Origin of the sequence: Micromonospora humi, assembly GCF_900090105.1 — a bacterium.
Classification (GTDB): domain Bacteria; phylum Actinomycetota; class Actinomycetes; order Mycobacteriales; family Micromonosporaceae; genus Micromonospora; species Micromonospora humi.
On record NZ_FMDM01000007.1, the window covers coordinates 210,264 to 223,657 of the forward strand.

Consider the following 13,394-nt stretch of genomic DNA (forward strand, 5'->3'; position numbering starts at 1 on the left):
GGAGCGGCGAGCCGGATGTGTCGGGGTGCGGCGCGTTCAGCCGGCGCGCAGGGCGAGCACGGCGACGTCGTCCTCCCGGCGGTCCGCGGCGGTGAGCAGCCGGTCGCAGAGGGCGGCCAGCGGGACGGCGGGCCCGGCCGCGGCGATCCGCTCCAGCAGCTCCGCCTGGCCCTCGTCGATCGGCTGGTCCCGGCGTTCGATCAGCCCGTCGGTGTGCAGCAGCAGCGTGTCGCCCGGGGCGAGGGTCAGCGTCCGGCCGGTGCGCCGGGGCGTGCGGGTCAGGCCGAGCAGCGGGCCCCGTCCCCGCGCCACCGCCACCGTGCCGTCGGCGCGGAGCAGCAACGGCGGTGGGTGCCCGGCGTTGCACCAGTGCACCCGCAGCCCGCCGTCGTCCGGGCGGACCCGGGCCAGCACGGCGGTGGCGACCGTGGGCACCCGCAGCCCGCCGATGGCCCGGTCGAGGTTCGCCACCAGCTCCTCGACCGGGTCGTCCCGCCCGTACGCGTTGCCGCGGACCAGGTTGCGCAGCTGGCCCATGGTGGCCGCGGCCTCGATGTCGTGCCCGGCGACGTCACCGATCGCGGCGACCAGCTCGCCGTCGGGCTGGACGAAGGCGTCGTACCAGTCGCCGCCGACCTCGACCCGGTCCGCGGCCGGCAGGTACCGGGCGGCCAACTCGATCCCGGGGACCGCCGGCAGCGCCGGCAGCATGCTGTGCTGGAGCACCTCCGCGACGTGCCGCTGCTCGCCGTAGAGCCGGCTGTTGCCGACCGCCTGGCCGGCCCGTACGCCGATGTCCTGCGCGGTCCGCAGGTCGCTCGCGTCGAAGCCACGGCGGCCGGGCCGGTTGACGAGCGTGACCGCGCCGATCACCCGGTCGCCGACGGCGGCGGTGATCGGCACGGTCAGGTGGGAGCTGATGCCGAGGCGGTCCGCCAGCGGCACCAGATCCGGGCGGGTGGTGCCGCGCGCGACGTCCTCGATCCCGGCGGCGCCACGCATCACCGGCCGCCCGGTGCGCAGCACCGACCGGATCAGCGACTCCGGGCCGAGCCCGGTGACCAGCAGTTGGGCGAAGCGCGCCAGGTCGGCGTCGCGTTCGGGGTCCCGGTGCGCGCCGGAGACCCCGCGCGGCCGGCCGGCCGGGTCGACCAGCGTGATCAGGCACCAGTCGGCGAGCAACGGCACCATGGCGTGGGCGAGGCGGTCGACAGCGGTGCTCACGTCGAGCGTGCCGCCGAGCATCTCGCTCATCCCGGCCAGCATGGCGAGCCGGTCGTGCGCCTCCTCGGCACGGCGGCGGGCCTGCTCGGCGCTGCGTACCGCGATCCGCAGCCGCAGCTCCGAGGAGCAGGCGGCGGCCAGGTCGGCGAGCGTCCGCAGCTGTTCCCTGGTCCAGGCGCGGGGCTTGCTGTCGATCGCGCAGAGCGAGCCGAGCACCCGCCCGTCCAGGTCGGTCAGCGGCATTCCGGCGTACGCCACCACGCCCAGGTCCTCGATGGCGAGGTTCAGCCGCACCCGGGGGTAGAGCCGGGCGTCGGGCAGCACCATCGGTGCCTCGATGTCGACGACGTGCTGGCAGAACGAGTGGCTGAGCGGGGTCTCCCGGCGGCCCGCCCAGGGCTGCGGCAGCCCGGTCTCGCCGGGGAAGAACTGGCGGTCCGCGTCGACCAGGGAGACCAGCGCGACCGGCACGTCGAGCAGGTCACTGACCAGGCGCGCGAACCGGTCGAACGCCTCGTCCGGCACCGCGTCGAGGCGGGTCTCGTCGAGGGAGCGCAGCCGGTCGGGATCGGTCAGCGCCGGGATCGGCGCCGCCTTCCGCTCCGGGTCGTCCTCGCTCATCGCCACCCGTCCTCAGCACCGGCGGACGCCGGCCGGCGTCCCGCTCCCGATTAAACCCTGTCGCACGTGTGTCCGACCCGCGGCGGGGCGTTCGTCACGGTCGACGCGCCGCCGACCTGCGGGTACGGATATCGTCGGCGGTCGTGAAGGCATGGATCCCGCACTCCGCCGGCCGCCGGCTCCTCGGCGAGCTTCCCCCCGACGTCACCGTGGAGCTGCTGGCGGACCCGGCCCGGCTCCCGTCCGACCCGACCGGGGTGCGGTTCTGGGTGCCGCCGTTCCTGTCCGGCCCGGATGCCGGCGCGCTCCTGGCCGAGCTGCCGGACATCGAGGTGGTGCAGCTCCTCTCCGCCGGCGCGGACGCGTGGGCGGGACGCGTCCCGGCGGGCGTGACGCTCTGCGACGCCCGGGGCGTGCACGACTCGGCCACCGCCGAGTGGGTGGTCGCCGCGATCCTGTCGGCGCTGCGCGGGTTCGCGCCGCTGGCCCGCGCCCAGGCCCGCCGGGAGTGGGCGTACGACGAGGTCGCGCCGACCGACGAGCTGGCCGGGAAGCGGGTGCTGATCGTCGGCGCCGGGTCGATCGGCGCGGCGGTGCGGGCCCGGCTCGCCCCGTTCGAGGTGAGCTTCACCCTGGTCGCCCGCACGCCGCGCCCGGGCGAGGGGGTGCACGGGGTGGCGGAGCTGCCGGCGCTGCTGCCGGCGGCGGACGTGGTGGTGCTGCTGGTGCCGCTCACCGAGCAGACCCGGGGCCTGGTCGACGAGCGTTTCCTCGCCGCGATGCCGGACGGCGCGCTGCTGGTGAACGCCGCGCGGGGGCCGGTGGCCCGCACCCCGGCACTGGTCGCCGAGCTGGAGTCGGGGCGGCTGCGAGCCGCGCTGGACGTCACCGACCCGGAGCCGCTGCCGGCCGACCATCCCCTGTGGGGGCTGCCGAACGTGCTGCTCACGCCGCACGTCGCCGGCTCGGTACGCGGCCTGCTGCCGCGCGCGTACCGGCTGGTGGGGGAGCAGCTGCGCCGCTTCGTGGCCGGCGAGGAGCTGGCGAACCGGGTGACCGACGGCTACTGACCCTCGTCGGGCCGCGCCGGACCGGTGCCGTACCCGGGCAGATCCTGCCCGGTGGCGGCGACCAGCCGGGGCAGGTCGGTGGCGCGTACCGCCGGCAGTGCCAGCACCTGACCGTCGTCGAGCCGGGCGACCGCCCGGCCGCGGGGATCACCGCCCAGCTCCACCACCCGGGTCCAGGGCACCCGGCGCTGCCCGGCGAGCGCGCGCAGCCGCAGTTCCCGGGGATCGGCGTCGGTGCCGGCCCGCCAGGTCCAGACCCCGACCGCGAGCGGGACGAGCAGCACCCAGAGGAGCCACCAGCGGGCGGTGGCCAGCGGTAGCGCGCCGATGAAGGCGACGATCGCGGCGGCGAGGATGGCCTGGTTGTGGCGGAAACGGACGGTGTCGGCGCGGCTCACCCTCCGATGATCGCATCCGGCCTGGTCAAGCTCCCCTCCGGGCGACCCCGGTCGGGTCGCCCGTGTCGTCGCTGCCGGGCTCGGGCAGCGGAATCCCGAGATCGTGGGTACCGGACGGCGTCTCCGGGGAGGGGTGTGTGACGCACGTCACTAGTCGTGTTGCGTAACCGGTTGCTTCCGGGATCGTTCTTAGGCATGGCCGCAGCGATCCCCGCCGATGCGACCGTGACGCACCGACGACCCCGCGCCGCAACCGCAACGCCCCGTGCCCCCTCACGAAGGCGACCGCCGTGCCCGTCACCCCTCCCACCGGTCCCCGCCGGTGGCTCGCACCGCCCGACCTCGCCGTCTCGCTCGCCGGCGCGCTCTTCCTGCTGGCCGGCGTCGCCGGGCTCGTGCCCGGCCCCGCTGCCGCAGCGCTCGCCGTCGCCGGTGGCTGCGCCCTCGCCTGCGTCCGGCTCGCCTGGCTGGCCGGCGTCCCACCCGCGCCGTCCCCGACGCCGCACGCCGCCCCGGCCGCGGAGCGGTCCGCCCCGACGCCGCACGCCGCCCCGGCCGCGGAGCGGTCCGCCCCGACGCCGCACGCCGCCCCGGCCCCGGGGCGGTCCGCCCCGACGCCGCACGCCGCCCCGGCCCCGGGGCGGTCCGCCCCGACGCCGCACGCCGCCCCAGCCGCGGAGCGGTCCGCGCCCGCCCCTACGCCGCACGCCGTCTCGGCCCCGGAGTGCGCCGGGGCGGCCCCGGAGCGCCCGGCGTCGTCGTCGACGCCCCGCCCGCCCTCGGGGCGCCCGGCGCCCTCCCCGACGCCTCGCGCCGGTTCCGGGCCGGGCCGCCGTGCGCCGGACGCGCCGCCCGACCGGGCGGGTGGGGGCGCGACCGGGCGGCAGGCCCGGCGGGTGGCGTTGTCCCGCCGGGTCGCCGCGATCCTCGACGGCGCAGTCCTGGTCGCCGGCCTCACCGTCGCGGTGTTGCCGCTCAGCGATCCGGCGCACCGGCTGCCGGTCGCGCTGGGCGGGCTGGGCCTGGCCGGGTCACTGCACGCCGCGGCCCTGCTCCGCCTGCCCGGCCGGTCCCGGCTGCCCGGGCGGGAGCGGCTGCGCCGCACCGTCGACGTGCTCGCGCTCGGCGTCAGCCTGGTCTTCGCCGGCTGGATGCTGCTGCCCGCCGGCCCGGTGCCACCGGCCGCGCTGATCGCCAGCGTGGGCGGGGCGGTGACGCTGGCCGTGCTCACGATGGCGGCGCTCGCCGAGCGCCACCGGCGGCCGGGAGCGGCGCGCTGCCACGCCGGGGCCGGCCTCACGCTGGGCGGGTTGGCGTTGCTCGTGGTGCTGCTGTCCTACCACGCACCGGATCGGGCGCTGTCGGCCGTCGCGCCGCCGGTGCTGGCCGGTGCGCTGCTCACCGCGGCCGGCGCGCGGCGTACCTCGGCCGGGGAGCGACCGCACCACGGCGCCGCGCCGGCCGCCTGGCCGCGTCTCACCGCGCCCGCCGGGATCGCCGCCGTGGCCGCCGGGGTGCATCTGGGTACGGCGGGGGAGTTCAGCCCGGCGGCGATGGCCCTCGGGCTGTCGGTCATCCCGCCGATCATGGTGGGGGAGCTGCTCGCCGCCGCCGACCAGCGTCGCCGGGTCGAGCGGCTGGTCGCCAGCGAGGCGTGGTTGCGGCGCGTCGTCGGCGCGGACGGCGAGACCGGTGAGCCGGCGCCGCTGACCCGGGCCGAACTGGTCCGGGCGCTGCCCCTGCGCAGCGGCGGCGCGCTGCTCGTGGTGGACCTGCACGGCGACGACGCGACGGCACCGGACGGGCCGGTGCCGGCCGAGGTGCAGCGGCGGCTGCGTGTCGGCTGCGGGCCGCACGACCTGGTCGCCCGGTTCAACGACACCGGGTACGCGGTGCTCACCGACGTCGGGCCGGTGCCCGCGTACGCACTGGGCATCCGGTTGCTGGCGGCGCTGGCCGAGCCGTACCCCCGGCCGGGCGGGGTGACCCGGCTCCGGGTGAGCATCGGGCTGGCCGAGACCACCGGTGGTGATCCGGAGGACGTGCTGCGCCAGGCCGACCTGGCCCGGCGGCGGGCGGTGCAGCTCGGCCGGGACCGGGTCGAGTGGTACGACGCCTACCTGGAGGAGCAACTGGTCCGCCGGCTCGACCTGGAGCGGGAGTTGCCCGGCGCGGTGGCGCGCGGCGAGCTGGATCTCGTCTACCAGCCGGTGGTGGCGCTGGCCGACCGGATGCCGGCGGGCACCGAGGCGCTGCTGCGCTGGCGCAGCCCGGTGCTGGGCACGGTGCTGCCGGCGGAACTGCTGCCGGTGGCGACCGACCTCGATCTGCTGGGGGAGGTCGGGTGGTGGGTGGTGGACCGGGCCTGCCGGCAGCTCGCCGCCTGGTCGGAAGGGGGCCGCGAGCTGTGGATGGCGGTCAACGTCACCCCGCGGGAGCTGACCGCGAAGGACTTCGTGGCGCGGACCGCGACCGCGCTGGCGGCGTACGACGTGCCGCCGGAGCGGCTGGTGGTGGAGGTGGCCGAGCCGGCGGTCGGGGCGGAGCTGTCCACCGTGGTGGCTCGCCTCGCCGGCCTGCGGTCGCTCGGCGTCCGGACCGCGCTGGACGACTTCCGGGCCGAGCACGCCTCCCTCGCCCAGCTCCGCCGGTTGCCGATCGATCTGCTCAAGGTGGGCCCGAACCTGGTGGCGCCCGGCGCCGACGGGCAACGCCCGCTGATCGACGTGGTGGCGAACCTGGGCGACCGGCTGGGCGTGGAGGTGGTGGTGGAGGGGCTGGAGTCGGACGGTCAGGTGGCCGGGGCGCGGCGGGCCGGCTGCCGGTACGGGCAGGGCTTCGCGCTGGCCCGGCCGGCGACCGCGGAGCGGGTCGAGGCGTGGTTCGAGGAGTTCCCCTCGGCGTCGAGGTGAGTCGGTGCCTTAACCGGTTCAGTTGACCCGTGGCGGGGCGGTGCTGCCCCGCGGCGTGAGGTGGGCGGTCTCGTCCTGCACGCCGGTCACCTCCTCGCCGGCGATCACCGCGAGGAGTTGCCGGGCGGCGTGTGCGCCGTACGCCGGGATGTCCCGGCCCAGCGCGGTCAGCGGCGGGTGCACGAGCTGGCAGAGCGGCGAGTCGTCCCACGCCACGATGGACAGGTCGCCGGGGACGGCGAGCCCCATCTCCTGGGCCACCGAGAGACCGGCGATCGCCATCACGTCGTTGTCGTAGATCACCGCGGTCGGCCGCCGGGCGGAGCTGAGCAGCCGGCGGGTGGCCCGCGCCCCCTCCTCGCCGGTGTAGTCGGACCAGACCGTGCTCGCCTCGTCCAGCCCGAGTCGCCGGCACACGTCGGTGAACGCGTCGGTGCGGATCTCGGTGTGCAGCAGCGAGGGCAGCCCGCCGACCCGGGCGATCCGCCGGTGCCCGAGCGCGACCAGGTACTCCACCGTCTCGACCAGGGCCGCCGCGTCGTCGGACCAGACGCTGGCCAGGCCGCCGGTGTGCCCGGGACCGCCGATGACCACCGCGGGCAGTTGCAGTTCCTCCAGCGCGGGCACCCGCCGGTCGTCGGTGCGCAGGTCGCAGACGAAGACGCCGTCTACCCGGCGCTCGGCCCACCAGCGTCGGTAGACCGCGATCTCGGCCTCCTGGTCGGTGACCACCTGGAGGGTCAGCGCGTACGAGCGGGCCGACAGCTCGGACTCGACGCCGCTGATCAGCTCCATGAAGAACGGCTCGATGCCCAGTATCCGGGCGGGCCGGCACAGCGCCAGCCCGACCGCCTTGGCGGTGGCGCCGGAGAGCGCCCGGGCGGCGCTGCTCGGGCTGAACCCGATCTCGGCGGCGATCGCGAGGATGCGCTGGCGGGTCGCCTCGGAGACGCCGGGTTGTCCGTTCAGCGCGTACGACACCGCGCCCTTGGAGACCCCGGCGCGCCGGGCGACGTCGGCGATGGTCGGCCGCTTCACCGAAGGGTTCCTCCACTGTGTCCGGCCCTCGCGGGCGCTGCTCGGCCGCCGGGGTGTCGGCGGTGAGTGACGCTACTGCACCCGCCCCGCCGCGCGGTCGGCGCGGCGGGTGCGGAGGAACTGAACCGCACAGTTCGTCACTGGTGCGGTTCAGCGTACGGGGAACCCGGTTCCTGTCCAGTGCCCGCCCGCTCCCGATTCTGCTCAGGAAAGCGCTCCACCACGCATGGTCGCGCTCCCAGAGGTGTTCCGAGGTTACCGGACGGCCTCGCTGTTAACCGGCCGTTGACAGTGCAGGGGGTGAACCGTACGGTGGCCTCACTTATCCGGTTCAGTCAACGTCTCTCGATCTCGGGAGCGTTCCCATTCGGCGCGGAGGATGACATGAAACGGTCCTGGACGCACTGGGCGCGCACGGCCGCCGTCGGTGCCGTCAGCCTGGTCATGATCGCCGCCTGCAGCGGCAGAAGCACCACCGGCGGCTCGGACGCGGCCGACGGTCAGGTCACATTGAAGATCAATTTCTGGGGCGACTTCGGCCTGCAGGACCTCAAGACGAAGTACGAGGCCGAGCACAAGAACGTCAAGATCCAGCTCAACTCGGGCGAGTACAACGCCCAGCACGAGGACCTGCAGAAGAAGCTCGTCGCCGGCAACGGCGCGCCGGACATCGCGGCGATCGACGAGGGCTTCATGGTCCAGTTCCGCAGCCAGTCCGACAAGTTCGTCAACCTGCTCGACAAGGGCGCCGGCTCCTACGAGAGCAAGTACCTGCCCTGGAAGTGGAAGCAGTCGCTGTCGGCCGACGGCAAGACGCAGATCGGCCTCGGCACCGACGTCGGTGGCCTGGCCATGTGCTACCGCACCGACCTGTTCAAGGCCGCCGGCCTGCCCACCGAGCGCGACCAGGTCTCCGCGCTCTGGCCCACCTGGGACAAGTTCCTCGAGGTCGGCCAGCAGTACACCGGCAAGACCAAGAAGAAGTTCATCGACGCCGGCACCAACCTGTTCAACCCGATCCTCGGGCAGCAGCAGGTCGGCTTCTACGACGACCAGGAAAAGCTCCAGATGCAGCAGGGCCCGAAGGTCGCCTTCGACTACACGGTCAAGGCCGTCGACGAGGGGTTGTCCGCCAACCTGATCAGCTTCCAGGCCGACTGGGACAAGGGCTTCACCAGCGGCGCGTTCGCCGTGCTCGCCTGCCCGGCCTGGATGCTCGGCCACATCAAGGACACCGCGCCCGGCACCCAGGGCAAGTGGGACATCGCCGCGGTTCCCGGCGGCGGCGGCAACTGGGGCGGCTCGTTCCTGACCATCCCCAAGCAGGGCAAGAACGTCGACGAGGCGTACAAGCTGCTGGAGTGGCTGGTGGCGCCGGAGCAGCAGATCGAGATCTTCAAGAAGGTCGGCAACCTGCCGTCCCAGCCGGCGCTCTACGCCGACCCGGCCATCGCCGACTTCAAGAACCCGTTCTTCAACAACGCCCCGGTCGGCCAGATCTTCCCGAAGATGGCGCAGGGCCTCACCCCGCAGTACCTGGGCAAGAAGAACGGCCCCACCCGCGTCGCCGTGGAGAACGTGATCCGGCGGGTGGAGAACAAGTCGCTGAAGCCGGACGCCGCCTGGAACGAGGCGGTCAAGGAGGCCGACAAGGCCGCCAAGTCCTGACGCACCCCAGGTGCCGGAGCGGGACCCGAACCGCTCCGGCACCGCCGTACCCGCCCACCCTCCTCGGCTCTGGAGTGAACCGATGTCCAGCACCCGTGCCGCGCCCGCGCCGCCGAGCCGCCGACCCGCGCCGGAGCGCGGCCGTTCCGGGGCCGACGAACGGCGGCTGACCTGGCGCAACCGGCTGTACCGCTTCGACATGCGCTACATGCCGTACCTCATGATCGCGCCGTTCTTCCTGCTCTTCCTCGTGTTCGGGCTCTTCCCGCTGCTGTTCAACGCGGTGGTCTCGCTGCGCAACTACCGGCTCGACGACCCGACGCTGCCCTACTGGGCGGGCGTCGAGAACTTCAGCCGGCTCGTCGCCGACGAGGACTTCTGGAACGCGCTCTACAACACCTTCGGCATCTTCCTGCTCTCCACCGTGCCGCAGCTGCTGCTCGCCCTGCTGGTCGCCTCGCTGCTCAACCGGCAACTGCGCGCGCAGACCTGGTGGCGGGTCGGCGTGCTGCTGCCCTACGTGACGCCGATCGTGGCCTCGACCATGGTGTTCAGCGTCTTCTTCTCCCGCGACTTCGGCATGGCCAACTGGGTGCTCGGCCTGTTCGGCATCGGCGGCGCGGACGACCCGATCGACTGGCGGGCCGACAAGATGCACGCCTGGATCGCCATCGCCACCATGGTCAACTGGAAGTGGATCGGCTACAACGCGCTGCTCTACCTGGCCGCCATGCAGTCCATCCCGCGCGACGTCTACGAGGCGGCCGCGATCGACGGCGCCGGCCAGTGGAAGCAGCTCTGGCGCATCACCGTGCCGATGATCCAGCCGGTGGTGCTGTTCACCGTGATCCTCTCCACCATCGGCGGGTTGCAGCTGTTCACCGAGCCGATGCTCTTCGACCCCAACGCCCAGGCCGCCACCGGCGGACCGAACGGCGAGTGGCAGACCATCGCCCAGCTCATCTACAAGGTCGGCTGGAAGGACCTCAACCTCGGCTACGCCGCCGCCATGTCCTGGGCCCTGTTCCTGATCATCCTGGTCGTCGCCGGCCTGAACTACGTGCTGACGAACCGACTGTCCGGAGGCCGCAAATGAGCGCCATCGCCGCCCCGCCCGCCCGGCGCAAGCGACGCCCGATGGCCCGGGCCCCGCAGGACACCCCGGCCGGGCTCTGGACCTACCTGCTGCTCGCGGTCAGCATGCTGTTCGCCGCGTTCCCGCTCTACTGGATGTTCGTCATCGCCACCAGCAACGACGAGGCGCTGGCGAAGCTCCCGCCGGCGATCATCCCGGGCGACCGGTTCCTGACCAACGTCGACGAGGTCTTCTCCCTCCAGGACGTCTACTTCGCCGCCTCGCTGGTCAACAGCGTGATCGTGTCGACAGTGGTGACCGCCTCGGTGCTGTTCTTCTGCTCGCTGGCCGGCTTCGCGTTCGCCAAGCTGCGGTTCAAGGGCAGCAACGCGCTGATGGTCTTCGTGGTGCTCACGCTCACCGTGCCCAACCAGCTCGGCATCGTCGCGCTCTACATCGTGATGGGCAAGCTCGGCTGGAACGGGACCCTGCTCGCGGTCATCGCACCCGGCCTGGTCACCGCGTTCGGCGTGTTCTACATGCGGCAGTTCATCGTGAACACCGTCCCGGACGAGCTGGTCGAGTCGGCCCGGGTCGACGGCGCCACGACCATGCGGGTGTACGCCACCATCGTGCTGCCCGCGATCCGCCCGGCCCTCGCGGTACTCGGCCTGCTCACGTTCGTGTCCACCTGGAACGAGTTCCAGTGGCCGCTGATCACGCTGAGCGGCACCGACTTCCCCACCTCCATGGTCGCGGTCTCCGACCTGGCCAGCGGCAACTACGTGATCTACCGGCGGGTGCTGGCCGGCGCGTTCATCGCCACCATCCCCCTGCTGCTCATGCTGTTCATCGGTGGACGCCAGATCGTCCGCGGAATCATGGAAGGCGCGGTGAAGTCGTGAGCCGTTCCACGCTGCTGCACGAGGGTTGGACGCTGCGGGCCGAGCCCGGCCCGCAGGTGCCGCCGGAGATCGCCGGGATCGAGGTGCCGGCGACCGTGCCCGGTTGCGTGCACACCGACCTGCTCGCCGCCGGCCTCATCCCCGACCCGTACCTCGACGACAACGAGAACCGGCTCACCTGGATCGGTCGCACCGACTGGGTCTACCGGACCACGTTCGACTGGCGACCCGGCGACGGCGACGACCGGGTGGACCTGGCCTGCGCCGGCCTGGACACGGTCGCCACCATCACCCTCAACGGCGTCGAGGTGGGCCGCACCGAGAACCAGCACCGGGGGTACCGGTTCGACGTCCGGTCGCTGTTGCTGCCGGGCGAGAACACCCTGGCCGTACGCTTCGACTCGCCCTACCGCTACGCGGAGGCGCACCGGGACCGGCTCGGCGACCGGCCCAACGCGTACCCGGAGCCGTTCCACTTCATCCGCAAGACCGCCTGCAACTTCGGCTGGGACTGGGGACCGACGGTGGTCACCGCCGGCATCTGGCAGCGGATCGGCCTGCACGCCTGGTCCACCGCCCGGCTCGCGTCGGTCCGACCGCTGGTCACCGCGACCGACGGCGTCGGCCGGGTGGAGCTGCACGTGGCCGTGGAGCGGGCCGGCGACGAGCCGCTGACCGTACGCGCCACGGTCGCCGGGGTCGCCGCCGACGTCACCGTGCCGGCGGGGGAGCGGGCCGCCGTGCTCACGCTCACCGTGCCCGACCCGGCGCTGTGGTGGCCGGTCGGCTACGGCGAACAGCCGCTGCACGACCTCGACGTCACCCTGCACGCCGCCGACGGGCGGGAACTGGACGCCGCCGCCCGCCGGATCGGGTTCCGCTCGGTCCGCCTCGACACCACGCCCGACGCCCACGGCACCCCGTTCACGCTGCACGTCAACGACGTGCCGATCTTCGTCAAGGGGGTCAACTGGATCCCCGACGACGCGTTTCCCAACCGGGTCACCCGGGCCCGCCTCGCCGAACGGTTCGGCCAGGCGGTCGGGGCGAACATCAACCTGCTGCGGATCTGGGGCGGCGGCCGCTACGAGTCGGACGACTTCTACGAGCTGGCCGACGAGCTGGGGCTGCTGGTGCAGCAGGACTTCCTGTTCGCCTGCGCGGCCTACCCGGAGGAGGAGCCGTTCCGCACCGAGGTCGAGGCCGAGGCGCGCGAACAGGTGACCCGCCTCGCCGGCCACCCGTCGCTGGTGCTCTGGACCGGCAACAACGAGAACATCTGGGGCTGGCACGACTGGGACTGGCAGGAGCCGCTCGCCGGCCGCACCTGGGGGCGCGGCTACTACCTGGACCTGCTGCCCGCGACCGTCGGTGAACTCGACCCGACCGTGCCCTACTGGCCGGGCAGCCCGTGGTCCGGCCGCGAGGACCTCCACCCCAACGACCCGGCGCACGGCACCATGCACATCTGGGACGTCTGGAACGACGACGACTACACGAAGTACCGGGAGTACGTGCCCCGCTTCGTCGCCGAGTTCGGCTACCAGGCGCCACCCGCGTACGCGACGCTGCGCCGGTCCATCTCGGACGAACCGCTGGCGCACGACTCGCCCGGCATGGCCCACCACCAGAAGGCGATGGACGGGGACCGCAAACTCCAGCGCGGGCTCGACGCCCACCTGCCGCCACCCGCCGATTTCGACGACTGGCACTACTACACGCAGCTCAACCAGGCCCGCGCCATCCAGCTCGGCGTCGAGCACTTCCGCTCGCACCGGCCGGTCTGCACCGGCACCATCGTCTGGCAGCTCAACGACTGCTGGCCGGTCACCTCCTGGGCCGCGGTCGACGGCGACGGCCGGCGCAAACCCCTGTGGTACGCGCTGCGCCGCGCCTACGCCGACCGGCTGCTCACCGTGCAGCCGCGCGACGGTGGGCTGGCGCTGGTCGCGGTGAACGAGACCGCCGAGGCGTGGACCGCGCCGTCCACCGTCACCCGGCTCACCCTCGCCGGGGAGCCGAGGGCGAAGACCTCGGTCGACCTCGACGTCCCGGCGTACTCCTCGGTGGTGCTGGCGCTGCCGGCGGAGCTGGCGCGCCCGGACGAGGCCCGGCGGGAGCTGCTGGTCGCGGAGGCCGGCGACACCGCGGAGCGGGCGCTGTGGTTCTTCGCCGAGGACCGCGACATCGAGTGGCCGGCGGCGGAGTGGGACGCGACGGTCGAGCCGGCCGACGGCGGCCAGCGGGTGCGGGTGACGGCGCGCACGGTGCTGCGCGACCTGACACTCTTCCCCGACCGGCTGGACCCGTCCGCGCAGGTCGACGCGGCGCTGGTGACGCTGCTGCCGGGCGAGAGCGCGGTGTTCACGGTGCACGCCTCGGCTCCGCTCGACGCCGCGGCGCTGACGCGCCGCCCCGTGCTCCGCTGCGTGAACATGTAAGGCGGGGCCCCCGCTTAACGCATTCTGCATAGGCGGGGGCCC

The 13,394-nt window shown here is 73.8% G+C and carries 9 protein-coding genes; 6 read left to right on the forward strand and 3 right to left on the reverse strand.

The window, feature by feature from the left end; genetic code table 11:
- Positions 1–36: 36 nt before the first annotated feature.
- Entirely contained in the window at positions 37–1,845 is a 1,809-nt protein-coding gene (locus GA0070213_RS15960) for a SpoIIE family protein phosphatase (RefSeq protein WP_091063864.1), read from the reverse strand.
- Between the two features lie 143 nt (positions 1,846–1,988).
- Between GA0070213_RS15960 and GA0070213_RS15965 the strand changes: the two genes are divergently transcribed.
- A complete protein-coding gene (locus GA0070213_RS15965) occupies positions 1,989–2,915 on the forward strand; it encodes a 2-hydroxyacid dehydrogenase (RefSeq protein ID WP_091063867.1) in 927 nt (308 codons plus the stop codon).
- On the opposite strand, the gene GA0070213_RS15970 is transcribed toward GA0070213_RS15965, so the two are convergent.
- A complete protein-coding gene (locus GA0070213_RS15970) occupies positions 2,909–3,313 on the reverse strand; it encodes a PH domain-containing protein (protein ID WP_091063870.1) in 405 nt (134 codons plus the stop codon). The genes GA0070213_RS15965 and GA0070213_RS15970 overlap by 7 nt on opposite strands.
- Before the next feature lie 290 nt (positions 3,314–3,603).
- Here GA0070213_RS15970 and GA0070213_RS32215 point away from each other — a divergent pair, with 290 nt between their 5' ends.
- On the forward strand, positions 3,604–6,225 hold the full coding sequence (locus GA0070213_RS32215; RefSeq protein ID WP_245716415.1) for a putative bifunctional diguanylate cyclase/phosphodiesterase: 2,622 nt from the start codon (positions 3,604–3,606) through the stop codon (positions 6,223–6,225).
- Positions 6,226–6,243: 18 nt separating this feature from the next.
- On the opposite strand, the gene GA0070213_RS15980 is transcribed toward GA0070213_RS32215, so the two are convergent.
- A complete protein-coding gene (locus GA0070213_RS15980) occupies positions 6,244–7,263 on the reverse strand; it encodes a LacI family DNA-binding transcriptional regulator (protein ID WP_091063873.1) in 1,020 nt (339 codons plus the stop codon).
- Between the two features lie 384 nt (positions 7,264–7,647).
- Between GA0070213_RS15980 and GA0070213_RS15985 the strand changes: the two genes are divergently transcribed.
- The 4 genes from GA0070213_RS15985 (at position 7,648) to GA0070213_RS16000 (ending at position 13,352) form a co-directional block, all read left to right on the forward strand.
- The gene (locus GA0070213_RS15985) at positions 7,648–8,931 is read left to right on the forward strand and encodes an ABC transporter substrate-binding protein (RefSeq protein WP_091063877.1); all 1,284 of its coding nucleotides are present in this window, start codon (positions 7,648–7,650) and stop codon (positions 8,929–8,931) included.
- 82 nt (positions 8,932–9,013) lie between these two features.
- Positions 9,014–10,027 (forward strand): carbohydrate ABC transporter permease, encoded by a 1,014-nt coding sequence (locus GA0070213_RS15990; RefSeq protein ID WP_091063881.1) that lies wholly within the window; start codon positions 9,014–9,016, stop codon positions 10,025–10,027.
- Between the two features lie 41 nt (positions 10,028–10,068).
- Complete coding sequence (locus GA0070213_RS15995) at positions 10,069–10,911, forward strand: carbohydrate ABC transporter permease (RefSeq protein ID WP_175441367.1); 843 nt, start codon at positions 10,069–10,071, stop codon at positions 10,909–10,911.
- Complete coding sequence (locus GA0070213_RS16000; protein WP_091063886.1) at positions 10,908–13,352, forward strand: glycoside hydrolase family 2 protein; 2,445 nt, start codon at positions 10,908–10,910, stop codon at positions 13,350–13,352. Before GA0070213_RS15995 ends, GA0070213_RS16000 begins: the two co-directional genes overlap by 4 nt.
- Positions 13,353–13,394 lie beyond the last annotated feature (42 nt).

Excerpts from the sequence above, each read along its gene's own strand:
- GA0070213_RS15960 (WP_091063864.1), bottom strand. The coding sequence starts at position 1,845 with ATGAGCGAGGACGACCCGGAGCGGAAGGCGGCGCCGATCCCGGCGCTG.
- GA0070213_RS15985 (WP_091063877.1), top strand. The coding sequence starts at position 7,648 with ATGAAACGGTCCTGGACGCACTGGGCGCGCACGGCCGCCGTCGGTGCC.
- GA0070213_RS15990 (WP_091063881.1), top strand. The coding sequence starts at position 9,014 with ATGTCCAGCACCCGTGCCGCGCCCGCGCCGCCGAGCCGCCGACCCGCG.
- GA0070213_RS15995 (WP_175441367.1), top strand. The coding sequence starts at position 10,069 with ATGGCCCGGGCCCCGCAGGACACCCCGGCCGGGCTCTGGACCTACCTG.